At 72.3% G+C, this 16,145-nt stretch carries 17 protein-coding genes; 6 read left to right on the forward strand and 11 right to left on the reverse strand.

Annotated features, from left to right (window positions below):
- Positions 1 to 208: 208 nt before the first annotated feature.
- Positions 209 to 1,552 (forward strand): nucleobase:cation symporter-2 family protein, encoded by a 1,344-nt coding sequence (locus ACIRPU_RS11395; RefSeq protein WP_403865087.1) that lies wholly within the window; start codon positions 209 to 211, stop codon positions 1,550 to 1,552.
- Here ACIRPU_RS11395 and ACIRPU_RS11400 read toward each other — a convergent pair.
- Both ACIRPU_RS11400 and ACIRPU_RS11405 read right to left on the reverse strand, forming a co-directional pair.
- Positions 1,518 to 2,120, reverse strand: a complete 603-nt coding sequence (locus tag ACIRPU_RS11400) for an exonuclease (RefSeq protein ID WP_403864864.1) — start codon at positions 2,118 to 2,120, stop codon at positions 1,518 to 1,520. The two genes, ACIRPU_RS11395 and ACIRPU_RS11400, sit on opposite strands and share 35 nt — an antisense overlap.
- A gap of 44 nt (positions 2,121 to 2,164) precedes the next feature.
- Entirely contained in the window at positions 2,165 to 3,019 is an 855-nt protein-coding gene (locus ACIRPU_RS11405; protein ID WP_403864867.1) for a helix-turn-helix domain-containing protein, read from the reverse strand.
- Positions 3,020 to 3,105: 86 nt separating this feature from the next.
- On the opposite strand from ACIRPU_RS11405, the gene ACIRPU_RS11410 reads away from it, so the two are divergent.
- On the forward strand, positions 3,106 to 3,966 hold the full coding sequence (locus ACIRPU_RS11410; protein ID WP_403864870.1) for an NAD(P)H-binding protein: 861 nt from the start codon (positions 3,106 to 3,108) through the stop codon (positions 3,964 to 3,966).
- 195 nt (positions 3,967 to 4,161) lie between these two features.
- Here the strand turns inward: ACIRPU_RS11410 and ACIRPU_RS11415 are convergent, their stop codons facing one another.
- Entirely contained in the window at positions 4,162 to 5,517 is a 1,356-nt protein-coding gene (locus tag ACIRPU_RS11415; protein ID WP_403865090.1) for an MFS transporter, read from the reverse strand.
- A 221-nt stretch (positions 5,518 to 5,738) separates the two neighbouring features.
- Between ACIRPU_RS11415 and ACIRPU_RS11420 the strand changes: the two genes are divergently transcribed.
- Complete coding sequence (locus ACIRPU_RS11420) at positions 5,739 to 6,134, forward strand: winged helix-turn-helix transcriptional regulator (protein ID WP_403864873.1); 396 nt, start codon at positions 5,739 to 5,741, stop codon at positions 6,132 to 6,134.
- Between the two features lie 69 nt (positions 6,135 to 6,203).
- Here the strand turns inward: ACIRPU_RS11420 and ACIRPU_RS11425 are convergent, their stop codons facing one another.
- From ACIRPU_RS11425 to ACIRPU_RS11440, 4 genes are all read right to left on the reverse strand, one after another.
- Complete coding sequence (locus tag ACIRPU_RS11425; RefSeq protein WP_403864876.1) at positions 6,204 to 6,626, reverse strand: acyl-CoA thioesterase; 423 nt, start codon at positions 6,624 to 6,626, stop codon at positions 6,204 to 6,206.
- 58 nt (positions 6,627 to 6,684) lie between these two features.
- The gene (locus ACIRPU_RS11430) at positions 6,685 to 7,356 is read right to left on the reverse strand and encodes a hypothetical protein (protein ID WP_403864879.1); all 672 of its coding nucleotides are present in this window, start codon (positions 7,354 to 7,356) and stop codon (positions 6,685 to 6,687) included.
- Positions 7,357 to 7,404: 48 nt separating this feature from the next.
- The gene (locus ACIRPU_RS11435; RefSeq protein ID WP_403864882.1) at positions 7,405 to 8,004 is read right to left on the reverse strand and encodes a histidine phosphatase family protein; all 600 of its coding nucleotides are present in this window, start codon (positions 8,002 to 8,004) and stop codon (positions 7,405 to 7,407) included.
- 277 nt (positions 8,005 to 8,281) lie between these two features.
- The gene (locus tag ACIRPU_RS11440) at positions 8,282 to 8,482 is read right to left on the reverse strand and encodes a DUF397 domain-containing protein (protein WP_403864885.1); all 201 of its coding nucleotides are present in this window, start codon (positions 8,480 to 8,482) and stop codon (positions 8,282 to 8,284) included.
- Between ACIRPU_RS11440 and ACIRPU_RS11445 the strand changes: the two genes are divergently transcribed.
- Complete coding sequence (locus ACIRPU_RS11445; RefSeq protein WP_403864888.1) at positions 8,462 to 8,899, forward strand: ATP-binding protein; 438 nt, start codon at positions 8,462 to 8,464, stop codon at positions 8,897 to 8,899. The two genes, ACIRPU_RS11440 and ACIRPU_RS11445, sit on opposite strands and share 21 nt — an antisense overlap.
- Before the next feature lie 29 nt (positions 8,900 to 8,928).
- Complete coding sequence (locus tag ACIRPU_RS11450; RefSeq protein ID WP_403864891.1) at positions 8,929 to 10,092, forward strand: hypothetical protein; 1,164 nt, start codon at positions 8,929 to 8,931, stop codon at positions 10,090 to 10,092.
- 157 nt (positions 10,093 to 10,249) lie between these two features.
- Here ACIRPU_RS11450 and ACIRPU_RS11455 read toward each other — a convergent pair whose 3' ends face one another.
- Positions 10,250 to 11,458 carry a pyridoxal phosphate-dependent aminotransferase gene (locus ACIRPU_RS11455; protein WP_385557064.1) on the reverse strand — a complete coding sequence of 403 codons (1,209 nt, stop codon included), beginning with the start codon at positions 11,456 to 11,458 and terminating at the stop codon, positions 10,250 to 10,252.
- A gap of 87 nt (positions 11,459 to 11,545) precedes the next feature.
- On the opposite strand from ACIRPU_RS11455, the gene ACIRPU_RS11460 reads away from it, so the two are divergent.
- Complete coding sequence (locus ACIRPU_RS11460) at positions 11,546 to 12,196, forward strand: winged helix-turn-helix transcriptional regulator (protein WP_403864895.1); 651 nt, start codon at positions 11,546 to 11,548, stop codon at positions 12,194 to 12,196.
- 151 nt (positions 12,197 to 12,347) lie between these two features.
- Here the strand turns inward: ACIRPU_RS11460 and ACIRPU_RS11465 are convergent, their stop codons facing one another.
- The 3 genes from ACIRPU_RS11465 to ACIRPU_RS11475 all read right to left on the reverse strand — a co-directional run bounded on the left by ACIRPU_RS11465 (position 12,348) and on the right by ACIRPU_RS11475 (position 16,066).
- Positions 12,348 to 13,175, reverse strand: a complete 828-nt coding sequence (locus ACIRPU_RS11465; RefSeq protein ID WP_403864898.1) for a hypothetical protein — start codon at positions 13,173 to 13,175, stop codon at positions 12,348 to 12,350.
- The gene (locus tag ACIRPU_RS11470) at positions 13,175 to 14,437 is read right to left on the reverse strand and encodes a VWA domain-containing protein (RefSeq protein ID WP_355706974.1); all 1,263 of its coding nucleotides are present in this window, start codon (positions 14,435 to 14,437) and stop codon (positions 13,175 to 13,177) included. The genes ACIRPU_RS11465 and ACIRPU_RS11470 overlap by 1 nt, the downstream gene beginning before the upstream one ends.
- A gap of 102 nt (positions 14,438 to 14,539) precedes the next feature.
- On the reverse strand, positions 14,540 to 16,066 hold the full coding sequence (locus tag ACIRPU_RS11475) for an IucA/IucC family protein (RefSeq protein ID WP_403864901.1): 1,527 nt from the start codon (positions 16,064 to 16,066) through the stop codon (positions 14,540 to 14,542).
- Positions 16,067 to 16,145: the final 79 nt, after the last annotated feature.

Genomic DNA, 16,145 nt, shown 5'->3' on the forward strand with positions numbered 1-16,145 from the left:
CCCCGGTTGCAGGTACCCCCGCTTCCAGACACCCCCGCTTCCAGAAACCCCCCGCTTCCAGGTGCCTCCGGCTTCAGGTACCTCCAGCACCGCCGCACCACCTCCCTGACACCCGCGTCAGAGCCGACGCGTACCCGACCGGAGGAGAGCCGCCGTGTCCCCGCATGCAGTCGACCACCCCGTCGACGAGAAACTCCCCGCCCTGAGAATGGCGACGAGCGGCCTCCAGCACGTGGCCGCCATGTACGCGGGAGTCGTCGCCCCGCCCCTGATCGTCGGTGCGGCCGTAGGCCTCACCGGCACCGAACTCACCTTCCTCACCGGCGCCTGTCTGTTCACGGCAGGCCTCGCCACCTTCCTCCAGACGCTGGGCGTCTGGAAGATCGGCGCCCGCCTTCCCTTCGTCAACGGCGTCACCTTCGCCGGGGTCGCCCCGATGACGGCGATCGTGGCCTCCACCGACGACAAGCGGGACGCCCTGCCCGTCATCTTCGGCGCGGTGATCGTCGCCGGCCTGCTGGGCTTCCTGGCCGCGCCCGCCTTCTGCAAGGCGGTCCGCTTCTTCCCACCGGTCGTCACGGGGACGGTCATCACCCTGATCGGCGTCTCCCTCCTCCCCGTCGCCTTCGGCTGGGCGCAGGGACCCGACCCCGCGGCGCACGACTACGGTTCGACGACGAACCTGGGCCTTGCCGCGGCGACGCTCCTGATCGTGCTGCTCCTGCGCCGCTTCACACGCGGCTTCGTCAAGCAGATCGCCGTGCTGCTGGGGCTGCTCGCCGGCACGCTCGTCGCGATCCCCTTCGGCGTCACGGACTTCGGCCCGGTGGCCGAGGCGGACGTCATCGGCTTCCCCACCCCGTTCCACTTCGGCGCCCCGCAGTTCCAGCTCGCGGCGATCCTGTCGATGTGCGTGGTGATGGTCGTCTCGATGACCGAATCCACCGCGGACATGCTGGCGTTGGGGGAGATCGTCGAACGTCCGGCGGACGAGCGGACTATCGCGGCAGGTCTGCGCGCCGACACCCTGGGCTCGGCGCTCAGCCCCGTCTTCAACGGCTTCATGTGCAGCGCCTTCGCCCAGAACATCGGTCTGGTCGCGATGACGAGGATCCGCAGCCGCTATGTCGTCGCCACCGGCGGCGGTTTCCTCGTCCTGATGGGCCTGTGCCCGGTGGCCGCCTCGCTCATCGCCGTCGTACCCCGCCCGGTGCTCGGCGGAGCCGGCGTCGTCCTGTTCGGGTCGGTCGCCGCCAGCGGCATCCAGACCCTGGTCCGGGCCGGCCTGGAGAAGGACAACAACGTCCTGATCGTCGCCGTCTCGCTCGCCGTCGGCATCATCCCGATCACCGCGCCGGAGTTCTACCACGCCTTCCCGGAGACGGCGAAGATCGTCCTGGACTCGGGCATCTCCACGGGCTGCCTGACCGCCGTCCTGCTCAACCTGGTGTTCAACCACATCGGCCAGGGGCGGAACGCGGCCGACGTGACCCACCCGATGGAGGCGGGGGAGGAACTCACCGGGACGAACCGGGCCCCGGCCACGCCATGAGGTTCGCGAGCAACTCGGCCTGTTCGACGGCGTCGTCCAGCGCATGGTGCGTGTGAGGGCGCCTGGACAGCAGGTGCGCCGGCATCGTCCGCTTCGCCACCGCCCGCAGCGGCAGCCCGGCCTTGGTGGCGTACAGCGTCTTCATGTCGAGGCAACCGGAGTGCCCGAAGGGACTCTCCCCGGTGAAGCGGATCAGGTACCAGTACAGGAACGTCCAGTCGTACGACGCCGGGTAGCCGCACATCACCGGCTGGGCGTCGGCGCTCACCTCGCGCACCCACCCGGTGAACTGGGCCAGCGCCAGGGCGGGTTCGAGCCCCTCCTTGGCCAGGCGCTTCCGATCGAGTCCGCTCACGGCCAGCGCCTCGGGGACGAACTCGTCGCTGATCGGCCGTAGTTCACGGTAGAAGGTGTGCCGGGTGGGGTCGGTCGCGGTGAACCCGTCGGCGTCCTGCCGTCCCGCGACCGCCGCACCCAGGCTCAGCAACGAGTACGGTCCCGGGATCGGGCCGTCCGCCTCGACGTCGACGGAAATGTAGAGGCTGGGTTTCACGCGTCGTACGGACATGGGACCGGAGCATCGCAGGCCCGCGCGGCTCTCCGCATCCGAATTCACCGCTGCCGGAGCGCCTGGCAGGGGGTGGCCCGGGGCAGCCGCACGGTGAAGAACGCCCGTGGCGGGACACCCATCAGGGTGCGGAAGTCGGCCGTCATGTGCGACTGGTCGTAGTAGCCGGTGGCGGCGGCGAGCTCGGCCCAGGGGGCGGATGCCGCGTGCGTGAGGAGGTGGCGCAGCCGGTCGATACGGGCGTAGTGCTTGGGGGAGACGCCCACGCCGTCGGCGAACAGGTTGCGCAACTGGCGTTCGCTGACGGCGAGTTCGCGGGCCACTTCGCGTACGGGGGCGGGGGTCCGGTACGGGCGGGTCGACAGGGCGTCGACGGCGGCCCGCAGCAGCCGCTCGCGCGGGCCGTCCCCGGCGGGCGGGAGCAGGTCCGCCAGACGTGCCGTGATCCCGTCCCGCTCGACCCCGGTCAGCTCGCGGGCGAGCCGCCGAGCCGTCCCGGCCGGCAGGTCGCCCAGCGGGACCGCCCGGCCGACGAGGTCCACCGCCGCCACACCGAACAGCGGCCCCACCGCCCCTGGTTCCAGGCGCAGTTGGACACAGGACACCGACCGCTTGTGCAGGTCCGTGTGGTACGAGGCACGGGTGCGCGGGCCCACCAGCAGGGTGTCGCGCCGCCCGTTCCTCTCCTCCCGGACGACCACCTTCGTGTCCGTGTCCGGTACTTGCGCGAAGGCGTCGTCTAAGGGGCCGTCGACCGTGACCGCCCCGATGCCGGTGAACCAGGGGCGCAGCGCGGAGGGGACGGGCACGGCCCGCTCGGGCGGGGGCGGGGACGGGGGAGGCGATGGGGACGGGGACGGGTACGGCGGATCTGCCGGATCCGCGTTGGTGTTCGTCACGCCTCCACGGTAGGCGCGTCCCGGGGCCCCCGGGCGGCCGAAGCGTGCCGGAATTTCCTAGAGACGCGGCGAGGGCGGACGGCAGCGTGGTCCACATGATTCTCGTGACCGGTGCCACGGGCACCATCGGCAGCGAACTCGTACGACACCTGGCCGCGCGCGGAGAGAAGGTGCGTGCGCTGACCCGCGACCCGGCGAGGTCGAGGGTGCCTTCGGGGGTCGAGGTGGCACGTGGGGACTACCTCGACCGGTCCTCCCTGGAGGCGGCGATGTCCGGAGTGACGGCGGCCTTCCTGGTGGGTCTGCCCGGGCCGTCCGTGCAGCACGACGGCGCGCTGGTGGCGGCGGCGCGGGCCACGGGCGTGGGACGGCTGGTCAAGCTGTCCGCGATCGGCACCGGGGATCCCGCGGTGGGCCCGGGAGGGGAGTGGCATGTCGCCGGTGAGCGGGCCGTCCGGGAGAGCGGGGCGCAGTGGGTGGTGCTTCGGCCCTCCTCCTTCGCCTCGAACACGCTCGCCTGGGCGCAGCCGATCGGCGCCGACGAGCCGGTGCCGAACCTGAGCGGCGACGGGCTCCAGGGCGTCGTCGACCCGCGGGACGTGTCCGAGGCGGCGGCCGCGGTGCTCCTCGACGAGCGGTGGGCGGGGCGGACGTACACGCTGACCGGACCCGAGGCGATCAGCGTGCCCGGCCAGGCCGCCGTCCTCGCCGATGTCCTCGGCCGGCCGGTGACGACACACGACCTCGCCCCGGACGAGGTGCGCGAGCACCTCCTCGGCCAGGGGCAGGACGAGGCCGTCGCGGACGGGGTCGCGAGGGGTTCCGCGTACGTCCGCCGAGGCGGGAACGCCGTCGTCACCGAGGACGTGCGGGAACTGCTGGGGCGTCCCGCGCGAACGTACCGCGCATGGGCGCGGGACCACCGGGAGGCCTTCGGGGCGGCATGAGGAAGCGGGGGCGGCCGCCGGCCTCCACGCCCGCAGCCCGCCCCCGCCGTCCTCGCCGCCCGGCTCCGCGGGGCCTTGGCCGGCCTTGCCGCGTACCGGGGTCCGCCTTCGCGCCGCTGGATCTCGACCGGCGTGGCCTTCGCCTCGCCAGGCCTTCGTCCTCTCAGTCTCCGCCGCTCTCAGCCCCGGCCCCTCTCAGTTCTCGTTCCTCTCGTCCGGGTGCCGTGTGCGGAGGGTCAGTGCTGCAAGTGCCAGGGCTGTCACCGCGGTCGCCGAAGCGACCCGGAACGCCAGTTGGTAGCCGTCCGCCGTGGCCTGCGACAGCTGGGCGCCCCCGTCCAGCAGGTCGTCCGTGTGGCTCGCGGCCAGGGTGGACAGGATCGCGAGGCCGAGCGAACCGCCCACCACCTGCGTGGTGTTGAAGAGGCCGGACGCCAGGCCGCCGTCCTCCTCCCGGGCCCCCGACATGGCCAGTCCGGTCAGCGCGGGCATCGCGGCGGCGAACCCGGCGGACATCAGCATCATGGGCGGAAGGAAGTCGGCGGCGTAGGAGCCGTCGGCCGGTGCGCGGCTCAGCAGGGCCATGCCGGCGGTGATCAGCAGCAGACCGGCCAGCAGGACCCGGTACGGGCCGAAACGGCCGATGGTCCGCGCGGACAGGACCAGCATCAGCAGGCCGATCGCGATCGGCGCGGGCAGGAACGCCGTGCCGGTCGCCAACTCGCCGTATCCGAGGACACGTTGAAGGTACAGCGCGCCGATGAACTGGAAGCCGAACATCGTCGCGATCATCAGTACCTGGACGGCGTTCGCCCCGCTGAGCAGCCGGGAGCGGAACAGCCGCAGCCGCAGCAGCGGGCGCGCGGCCCGGGCCTGGCGCAGGACGAACGCCGTGAACAGGACCGTGGCGAGCAGGGCCAGGAGCGCGGTGGCGGCGCCGTCGCGGTCGCCGGCGCCGACGATGACGTACACGGTCAGCATGAGCGCGCTCGTGACCAGGGCCGCGCCCGGGTAGTCGGCGCCCTTGCCGAGCCCGGCGCCCTTCTCCGGCGCGAGGACACGGACGGCCGCGAGCCAGGCCACGATGCCGATCGGCAGGTTGATGAGGAAGATCCAGTGCCAGTTGACGAGTTGGGTGAGCGCCCCGCCCAGGAACGTGCCCAGCGCGCCGCCCCCCGCGCCGACCGCGCTGAACACCGCGATGGCGCGGGCCTGTTCGCGCGGCTCGGGGAAGAGCGTCACGAGCATGCCCAGGACCACCGCCGAGGTCATCGCCCCGCCGACACCCTGGAGGGCACGCGCCGCGATGAGGGCACCCTGGCTGCCGGCGACCCCGCACAGCACGGACGCCGCGGTGAACACGGCGAGGCCCGCCGTGAACATCCGCTTGCGTCCCACCAGGTCGCCGAGCCGGCCGACCAGCAGGAGCAGACCGCCGAAGGGGATGAGGTAGGCGTTGACGACCCAGGCCAGACCCGGGCCGCTGAACCCGAGGTCGCTCTGGATGGCGGGCATCGCCACGGTGACGATGTTGCCGTCCAGGATCGTCATCAGGGTCCCCGCGCACAGGACGACGAGGGACGCCCAGCGGGAGTAGGTTCGTTCCGACGCCGACGGGTGTGTCGGTGTCGGTGTCGACGCCGGTGTCGGGGACTCGGTTGTGACCGTCATGGCGGCGTGGCCTCCACATTCTCCAGGGGAACCCTTGGTGCACGACTTGTAACGGGGACCATCGTGGGTAACCATGGAGATCGGCATAAGGAGGCACTTCGATGTCCCAGGGGAACACCGGTGTTACCTCGCAGGTCGTGAACGCGCACGCCTGCCCGGTGCGAGAGGTTCTTGACAGGGTCTCGGGGAAGTGGAGCGTGCAGATCCTCGTCGCGGCGACGCACGGCCCCATCCGCTTCACGGAGCTGGAGCGCAGCATCGAGGGCATCAGCCGCCGCATGCTGACGCTCACGCTGCGCAACCTGGAGCGCGACGGGCTCGTCACCCGCACGGTGCATCCGACGGTTCCGCCGAAGGTCGAGTACGCCCTGACCCCGGTGGCGCAGGAGTTGCACGAGACCCTGCAGCGTCTGACGAACTGGGCCGAGCGCAACAGGGTCTATATCGCCGAGGCCCGGGCGGCCTACGACACCGAGCGGGAGACGGAGTCGGCGTGACGGCGGAGTCGGCGTGAAGACGGGACCGGCGTGAAGACGGGACCGGTGTGAAGGTGCGACCGATGTGAGCTACAGGCCGAACAGGCCCGGATCCGTGGCCAGTTCCTTGAAGTGGACCGTCGGGTCGGCGACCATCCGGCGTTCCGTGAGGTCCAGCAGCCCGCCGATCGAGGTGAGTTCGGCGGACACCGTGCCGTCCGCCTTGCTGATGGTCTGTCGGATCCGGAACGTCTTGCCGCCGCTCCACTCGAACACGCAGGTCACGTCGACCTCGTCACCCGCGAGGAGTTCGCGCCGGTAGCGGATGGTCGTCTCCAGGGCGACCGGACCCACCCCCTTGGCGCGCAGACCGGCCTGGGTGATGCCCGCGGCCTGGAGCAGTGACCAGCGGGCGTGTTCCGCGTAGTTGATGTAGACGCTCTGGTTGAGGTGCCCCTGCACGTCGGTCTCGTATCCGCGCACGGTGATCCGTACGGAGAACGGCTCGCTCACGGTGTCCCCTTCTCGCTTTCTCGATGTCGGTGCCTGACCGCCGATCTTGGCATGTCCCTCACACCCGGCGCGGGGAGGCCAGCAGATAGCGCGCTCTCGTGCGGGGATCGGTGTGCTCGCCGGCCTGCCAGCCCGCCTTCTCCAGCGTCGCCGCGCAGGCCCGCAGTGTCGCGTCGTCCGGTCCGTGCACGGCGACCGCCTCCGGCTGCGGGGTCGCCCGTACCCGGTAGCCGTCGGCGCCCCGCGGCCCGGCGGGACGGTGGCCGGCGGCCTCCAGGGCCAGCGCGGCGGCCCGCACGAGGTGGGTGCGCTCCCAGCCGCACGGTCGGTCCGTGCCCCCGTCCGGGTTGGTCATCCGACGCAGTTCGAGCAGGCCCTGCCAGGCGCTGTGCACCTCGCGGGCCCGGGAAGGAGCGACCTGCCCGGTGTCCTCCTCGCCGCCGACGCGGGCGGCGAAGACCCCGGTGTCCGCCGGCGGCCGCTCGGGAGCGACCCGCGACGCGTCGTGTGAAGCGGCTTCGGACGCGGCCGCGGGCGCCGCCGGGACCTCGTCCCGTGTCCGATGCCCCGCCGGGGTCAGGAAGTGATCGTGCGGCGGGCGCGGGTGCCGGAAGGCGAGTCCGTGCCGCACCAGCGCCGCCAGCTGGGTCGCCGTGCCCCGCAGCCGCCCGGTGACCGGTTCGGCGGCGTCGATCACACGCCGCTGGGCGGCGGTCGGCGGTCGTGTCACGGCGTGCTCCCCTCGCGTGTCGCCCCCGGACGGGGGCCTCATCGAAGGCTACGACCCGGGTCTGACATTCCAGGCGGCGATCACCGGCCGCCCGTGCTCGGTGCCCAGTCGGCACAGCGTCCCCGTCGCCAGCTGGAACAGCGCTCCGGCCGACGCCGGCAGTCCGAGCCGGCGGGCGGTCAGCACCCGCAGGAAGTGCCCGTGCGCCACCAGCACCACGTCTGCCTCGGCGGCGGCCTGCGCCGCGTCGACCTGGGCCAGCACCCGGTCGGCCCGCTCGCCGACCTGCTCGGGCGTCTCCCCGGGATGGTCGGCGGGGCCGGGTGCGACCCCGTCCGTGAACAGGAACCAGCCCGGTCGCGTCCGCTGGATCTCGGGCGTCGTGACGCCCTCGTAGCCGCCGTAGTCCCACTCCCGCAGACCGGCGTCGACCTGGACGTCGTGCAGTCCGATCAGCTCCGCCGTCTCCCGCGCGCGCTGCGCCGGGCTGACGAACGCGGCCCCGATCCGGTGTGAACGGATCAGCGGCTCCAGCCGTCGTGCCTCGTCCCGGCCGTGCTCGGTGAGCGGGACGTCCGTCGATCCGGTGTGCCGGCCCGAGCGTGACCATTCGGTCTCCCCGTGCCGCACGAGAAACAGGTCGCCCACGCGCGCGCTCCTTCTTTCTGCCGTGCTTCCCAGCACCGTGCCACAGGGGCTCGGGGCACGCGGTCCGGGCTGGGCCGATCGGCCGCTTCCAGGCCGACGGCCTCCCTCGGGGGTTGGCGGGATCAGCTGGACTCCCTCAGGCTTGCCGGGCGGGAGGAACCGATGGCCGAATCCGGGTACGCCGTCAAGGCCCCCCGGACGGCTACGCGGCCCCCTTCTCGGCTGACGCACGTATGGCTGACGCCCCGCGTGCTGCGGGGCGTCGATTCGTCGTATGTCAGTGATCGGCGGCGTACGAGACGAAGGCGGCCCACTCGGTCGCACCGAAGGCGAGTTGGGGGCCTTGCTCGATCTTCGAGTCCCGTATGTGGATGGCCCCTGGGGCTGAAGCGACCTCGACGCAGGCGGGCCCGTCGTCGGTGCTGTAGCTGCTCTTGAACCACTTCAGCTCGGAGCCGTGACCGGCCGAGGGCTTCACGCCACCCCTCACTTCACCATCCGTCTCTCGGCCACGCCCAGAGGCGCCCGCCTCGCCCGTCACCTGGCCGCCGAGCAACTCGACACCTGGGGCTGGCCCTACGCCACCGACGCCAACGGCACGGCCGCCCTGCTCGTGGCCGAACTCGCGGCGAACGCCGTACGGCACGGCCGGGAGCGGGGCCGCGACTTCCGGCTCCGCCTCACCCTCCACCCGGAGAACGCCACTCTCCGTATCGAGGTGACCGACGCCCGCCCCGGCCGCCGTCCGCCCACCCCCGGAACCCTCGAACCACCTGCCCCCTACGCGGAGTCGGGCCGGGGCCTCCTCCTCGTCGAGGCCCTGGCCGGTCACTGGGGAGCCACGTGGGGCGACCAGTACACCAAGACGGTGTGGTGTGAAGTCGCGCTCACCTGAGTGTCAGTGGCGTCTGCGACTCTGCCGACATGACACGGACGGTGTTCGGGGAGATCTCGTTCTTCTGGTTCTGGTGGACTCTTTACGAGGCGGTGCTGATCCTCGCGCCGTGGACGAGCCGCACTCGGGTGCTGGGTGCGCGTCTGCAGCGCGTTCCGGGAGTGATGCGCATCCGGCGTCGTGCGACGGAGAGACGAGTCGGGCAGGTTCTGGCCCACCTGGAGCGGGTGGGCGTGCCGGTGCGGGACACGCCGGACCCGGATCAACTCGTGGACCGGTGGCACCGGATGGGAGTCGGCCGCGCTGCCGGTGTCCTGCTCCAGGCGGTGCCGCTGATGGTCGTGGTCGTCTCGATGTGCCGGATGACGCCGGCCGGCGGAGCCTCGGTCGTACCTCTGTGGATGTTCGCGTCCTTCGCCGCGTTCGGCGTGCTGTCCATCGGGCTCATGGTGCTCGACGACCGAGCCGTCTCCGTGTCCGACGCGGCCGGTGGCGTGACGTCCAAGGCAGTGCTCTTCCTGGAAGCGCTGTTGGTGCGTGAGGAACGCAGGACGGAGCAGTCGGCGCTCGACACCCACGGAGGGGCGTTCGACCTGCTGTGCCGCGCCCTCCGCGCCCAGGCCCGGCACGAGACGCGCAAGATGGCCTCCGAGGTCCGCGAGCAGGCCCGCCAGGACACGGAGCGGCTGGTCGCGGCCCTCACCGAGTACCACCGTCGCGTGCTCTTCGGCGAGGGAACCGAGAAGGAGGCGGTGGTGCGTGACCTCGCGCACCTCGTCTCCAGCACGTTGCGTTACAGCTGTCGCCCCCGGGTGCGGCTCGACGGACTGGTGATCGTCGCACCGGCACTGCTCGCGGACACACCGGTTCCCGAGGCGTCGGCCACCGCGGGAGAACCGCCGCGGACGCGGATCGCCCGGGCGGCCGGACGGCTCGCCGTAGCCGCCGGCCTGCTCGCCGCGGCAGCGCTGTTCCCCGGCGCGGGGGCTGCGACGGAACTGCTCACCGCCGCCGGGCTGGTGAGCCTGGCGCTCGTCTGCCCGCCGCTGCGCGAAGCCCTGGAACGGGTCAGGGAGCTGCTGTCCCGAGAGCCCCCTGCGGATCCGGGATGCGAGCAGCCCGCTCCACCTCCCCCCTGCCCCCACTGCGCAGCCCGATCCGCCGTCACCGCGGGATCACGGCCGGTACGCTGACGGGCGACCAGGAGTGACAACATCCGTCCGGACCTGTCACGGTCCGAGCTTCTCGACGGCCTTTCCTGACGCTTGCGGCGCTTCCGTCTTCCCCTGGGCTCCGGCATGCTCCCTTCCGCTGTTGGGGGAGCAGGGCGGTATTACCCGCTGACGCCGCCTACTGGCGGTACCCGCTGAGGAACCGCCCGATGCGGCCGATCGCCGCCTCCAGGTCGTCCGCGTGCGGCAGGGTCAGGATGCGGAAGTGGTCGGGGGTCGGCCAGTTGAAGCCGGTGCCCTGGACGACCTGGATCTTCTCCCGCAGGAGCAGGTCCAGGACGAACTTCTCGTCGTCGTGGATCTTGTGCACCTTGGGGTCCAGACGCGGGAACGCGTACAGCGAGCCCTTCGGCTTCACGCAGGACACGCCGGGGATCTCGTTGAGCTTCTCCCAGGCCACGGTGCGCTGCTCGTGCAGGCGCCCGCCCGGGGCGGTCAGCTCGTGGATGGACTGGCGGCCGCCGAGCGCGGCCTGGATGGCGTACTGCGCCGGCGCGTTGGCGCACAGCCGCATGGAGGCCAGCATGGTCAGGCCCTCCAGGTAGCTCTTCGCGTGCTGCTTCGGGCCGGTGACCACCAGCCAGCCCGAGCGGAAACCGGCCACCCGGTACGTCTTGGACAGGCCGCAGAAGGTCAGGACCACCAGATCGGGCGCGAGCGCCGCGACCGAGTGGTGGACGGCGTCGTCGTAGAGGATCTGGTCGTAGATCTCGTCGGCGAAGACCATCAGTCCGTGCCGGCGGGCCAGGTCGAGGATCCCCTCGAGGATCTCCTTCGGGTAGACGGCGCCGGTGGGGTTGTTCGGGTTGATGATCACGACGGCCTTCGTGCGGTCGGTGATCTTCGAGGCCATGTCGTCCAGGTCCGGGTACCAGTCGGCCTGTTCGTCGCAGAGGTAGTGGACCGCCTTGCCGCCCGCGAGCGTGGTGACCGCCGTCCACAGGGGGAAGTCGGGGGCCGGGATCAGGATCTCGTCGCCGTCCTCGACCAGTGCCTGTACGGCCATCGAGATCAGCTCGGAGATGCCGTTGCCGAGGAAGACGTCGTCGACGCCGACCTCCAGTCCCAGCGTCTGGTAGCGCCCGGCCACGGCCCGGCGGGCCGACAGGACGCCCCGCGAGTCCGTGTAGCCGTGTGCCTGGGGGAGCATCCTGATCATGTCCTGGAGGATCTCCTCGGGCGCCTCGAAGCCGAAGAGCGCGGGGTTGCCGGTGTTCAGGCGCAGGACGCTGTGGCCCGCCGCCTCCAGCGCGTCGGCGTGCTCGATCACCGGGCCGCGGATCTCGTAACAGACCTCGCTCAGCTTGTTCGACTGCCGGAACTCCATGCGCGCTCGCCCCTCCGGTTCGTTGTGTTGCTTGGTTTTACCAAGTTCCAGCTTGGAAAGTCCAACGACATGTCTAGACTGCGTGCCATGTCACCTCGCCGAAGCTACGACCAGTACTGTTCCGCCGCCCGTGCGCTCGACGCCGTGGGCGACCGCTGGAGCCTGCTGATCGTCCGGGAGCTGCTCGCCGGCCCGCGCCGTTACACGGACCTGCACGCCGATCTGCCGGGCGTGAGCACGGACGTGCTCGCCTCGCGGCTGAAGGACATGGAGCGGGACGGGCTGACCACCAGGCGCCGGCTGCCTCCGCCGGGCGCGGCCTATGTGTACGAACTCACCCGACGCGGCCGGGAGTTGCTGCCCGTCCTGCAGGCCCTGGGGAAGTGGGGAGAGGGCGAACTCGGTGAGCGGCGGCCCACCGACGCCCTCCGTGCGCACTGGTTCGCGCTGCCCCTGCTGCGCGGACTCGACGCCGAGGGGGCCGCGGGGGCCGGGAGCGCGGGGCTCGTCGAGGTCCGGCTCGACGAAGGGGTCTTCCATCTGTACGTCGGCGCGGAGGACGGGCAGGTGTACGGAGACGGACCCGCGCCCGGTGAGCCCGACGCGCGACTCGTCCTCGACACGGACACCTGCACGGCCATCGCCCAGGGCGAGTTGGGCGTGCTCGACGCGGTACGGGCCGGGCGGATCGAGGTCGGCGGCGACGGCACCCTGGCCAAGGCCCTGCGAGAGGCGTGAGGGCAGGTTCGGGGAGGGCGTCACGGACGGGCGGGGTTTACGGCGGAGGGCCGGGGAGGGGGACGGCGGGGCGGGCGCGCCGGGCGGGCGGTATGGCGGAAGGCCCGCCGCTGTGCAGCGGCGGGCCTTCTGATGATCTGTCAACCGACGCTCACGCGCCCGGCGGTACGTGCCGTGGCCGTCCCGATCCCCGCGTCAGCGTGTACCCGCCGATCCCGGCGAGGGCGGCCAGCACCGCGCCGATCGCGGTCCACACCCAGCGGTCCGACCACCAGCCGGACGCCCATCCGTCGTCCGGCTCGATGCTCGACAGCACGGCCGTGGCCGACGAATCGTCGTCCTTCGCGTCGGACGTGACGGCGATGCCCGGGACCAGCGGCTCCGCCAGCGAACCGTCGACGGCCGCGGCGCCCCCGATGTCCTTGGAGTCCACCCGCAGTTCCGTGCCGACCGGCAGGCCCAGGTCGGCCGGCTTCAGGTCGAGGGCCGTCAACCGGACGTAGTACGTGCCCGGCAGCGGGTCGTCGGCCCACGGCTCCGACCAGGCGCGGACCGTGCGCAGCACACAGGCCAGCTCCACCGAGGCCGTGCCCTGGGCCGCGGTGCGCGTCTGGGCGCCGTACTGGCAGGCCTGGCGGCGCCGCAGACCGTCGTACACGTCGACCTGCCAGGTCTGCGTGGTGTGGCTCTCCGGCAGCTTCACCGTCGCCTTGACGGTGGGGCGTTGGCCGGAGTCGGCCGGGAACGACCAGTAGAGGTAGTCGCCCGCGGAGCCGCTCGCCGTCGCCGTCTGCCCCTGGTCGATCTCCGTCGACGTACGGAACGAGGTGCCCGCCTCGGTCGGCGCGGAGCTGTCGTCGGACGGGCTCGCCGACGGGGTGGAGTCGGCCGCGGCCGGTGCGGCCGCCGGCCCGAGCGCCAGCCCGAGCACCGGACCGAGCGCCAGCAGGGTGCCGCTCAACACACGTGTGATACGCATCAGTTGGTCCTCCAGACCGCGACCCGCCAGCGGGACGCCCAGCCCCACAGCACACCCGCGAGGAAACCGAACAGCACCAGGACGCCCAGCAGCCACCAGCCGCGCCCGAGGCCGAAGGAGGCCACGTCGCTCGCCTGCGAGGGGCCGTCGACCACGTCCACGGTCAGCTCCAGCGGCATGCCCGGCGTGGTCTTCACCCCCGCGGCCGCCGAGTAGGAGTTGGTCACCTGCACGCACACCGTCTCGGCGGGCGCCTCGTCCTCGTCGCTCTCCGCCTTCGGGTAGCGCAGACCGGTCGAGATGACGTCGGTACGGCCGTTGCCGGCCGCCTCGCCGCGCACGATCTCCCGGCCGTGCACCGTGACCGCGCGCAGCAGCACCCCGTAGTCGGGGTTCATGGTCCGGTCCGCCGACACGCTCACCGAGGCGCGCAGCTCCTGGCCCGGCTCGACGTCGACCTTGTACCAGCGCTCCTGGCCGAACTCCTCGCGGTCGGTGTACAGGCCGGACTTCAGGGCCGGGGCCGCGGAGCAGGAGGCCGCGCCCTCGGTGGCGACCGGCGTCACCACGGGGTCGGCGGCCCGGTCGACCAACTGGTTGACGCGGTCGGTGAGTTCGTCGGTGTGCTCCACCGAGGTGTAGGTGCCGCCGGTCGCCTCGGCGATGCAGCTGAGCTGCTGGCGCATCTTGACGTTGGGCACCAGGCCGAGCGTGTCGATCGTCAGGCCGATGCCCTTCGCCGCGATCTCACGGGCCACCTCGCACGGGTCGAGCGGAGCGCAGGTGTCCTCGCCGTCACTGATCAGCACGATGCGCTTGGATCCGGTGCCGCCGTCGAGGTCGTCTGCCGCCTTCAGCAGGGCGGGGCCGATCGGCGTCCAGCCCGTGGGCGACAGGGTCGCCACCGCGGTCTTGGCCTCGGTCCGGTCCAGCGGGCCGACCGGATAGAGCTGCGCGGTGTCCTTGCAGCCGGTTTTCTGGTCGTCTCCCGGGTAGTTGGCGCCCAGGGTGCGGATGCCCAGGAGAACGTTCTCCGGGGTCGCGTCCAGCACCTCGTTGAACGCCTGCTTGGCCGCGGCCATCCGCGTCCCGCCGTCCATGTCCTTCGTCCGCATCGAACCGCTGACGTCGAGGACCAGGTCGACCTTGGGCGCGGTGGCGGTGGTCTCGTCGGCGACCGCCCCGGCCGGGAACGCGATCCCGGCCGTGAGCGCGGCGAGCAGGGCGCAGACGCCCGCCGCCAGCCGTTGTGTTCTGATCATCGGCGGATCCTATTGATCAGAGGCGTCCGGCCACAAAACGGCGGCGGAACCGGATTCGACTTCCGGGTCGGACCTCGTCGTCGGCACGCGCTCGTCTCCCGGTCAACACGCGTCCCCGGCCAGCGGGTTGGGCAGCAGGGCCCACTGGTCCCCGGGCGTCCCCGTCGACAGCCGCATCAGCGTCAGCGCCTTGGCCGGAAGCGGTTCCTCGCACAACGCCACGAGGTCCGGCGAGCGGGGGAGCTCCCGTACCGCCGCCTCCAGGGCCGCCCGCAGGGCCGGAAGGCTGCCCGCCGTCCCGGCCAGCGCGCCCGCGATCAGGGAGCCGAACAGCTTGCGCCGCAGCGCGGTCACGTCGTCCGTGCGGATCCGCTCGGGTAGTTCGTCCGGCAGCGGGATGCCGTGCCGGGCCAGCCGGGCCGGGCTGACCCGGATGTCGGCCAGATCGCGGTAGACCAGCCGCAGTGGGGCGCCCGACGCCGACAGCACGACCAGCAGGTTCTGGCCGTGCGCCTCCAGCGCCACGCCCAGCTCCAGCAGCCGCAGCCCGACGGTGAGCGCGAGACGCGCGAAGTCCGCCAACCAGGAGGAGGAGTGCGGTAGTCCGGTGCCGGAGAGCGCGGCCACCGGGACGACGTGCTCGCCCGGCGCCCCGAACACCCGCGGCGACTCCCGGAACACGGCCGCCAGATCAGGGGAGTTCGCGGTGGCCGCGCCCAGGGTGCGGGTCATGTGCAGCAGGCCGTCGGTGTGCGGGGTCAGGGTCTCCGCGAACGCCGAGAGGGCCGCGGAGGCGGCGATGGAGCCGACGGAGATGTCCCGGACGGAGGACGTCAGCCGGGTGCTCAGAGCGGTCTTGACGTGCGGACCGTCGGGAAGGGCGAGCGTGCGCAACGACATCAGCGGATGCGCGGGGACCCCCCGCTCGCAGGATCGCTTGAGCACGTGCGCCGCCTGCCACGGATGCACCGGGATCACCAGCCGCGTCCCGTCCCGCAGCTCCCGCGGCCACGCGCCGGACACCAGGCACTCGACGGCCGGCACCGGCAGCAGACCCAGCCGCACCGAGGGCCGGTGCTCGGGCCCGTACGCCAGCTGCTCCGCCACCGAGAAGCCGGGCCGCGCACGGCAGTTGGGATGGTACGGATGCCCGTCGACCACCCGCTGCTCCCACTCCCAGTCGTGCACCGGCCACTCGCCCGGATCCGTCAAGGAGACGAGGTCGGGCTCCTGCCCGGCCCGTGACAGAGCCAACGACACCACGCTGTGGCCGAGTTCGCCGGCGAAGCCGGTGCCGTGCGGCACCGCCAGCTCCGTCATCAGCCGCGCCGGATCTTCGTACGCCACGCCGTCCAGCCGTACGTCCGTCACATAGGCGGCGGTCGCGTACGGATCCGCGCGCGGGCCGTGCAGCCGGCGGCCGTCGCGCAGCCGCAGCAGGCTCTCCCCGCCGGACTCCTCCCGGCGCGTGATCCACGGCAGGGGTTCGTGGACGAGCGCCCGCCACAGCCGGGTCAGCACGGCCGCCCTCGCCCCGGGCAGCGCGGCCGTGAACCGGGGGCCGAGCGAAGGGCGTACGGCGGCCAGTTCCGCGGCCAGCTCGGCCTCGGCGGTGGGGGGACGGTGCACGGGTGGGCTCCTGAGGGTGCGGGTACGACGTCACGGAGGGGCCGTGACGACAGCGATACTGATCGTCTCCGCCCGGAAG

Source organism: Streptomyces sp. NPDC102259 (genome assembly GCF_044766465.1).
Classification (GTDB): domain Bacteria; phylum Actinomycetota; class Actinomycetes; order Streptomycetales; family Streptomycetaceae; genus Streptomyces.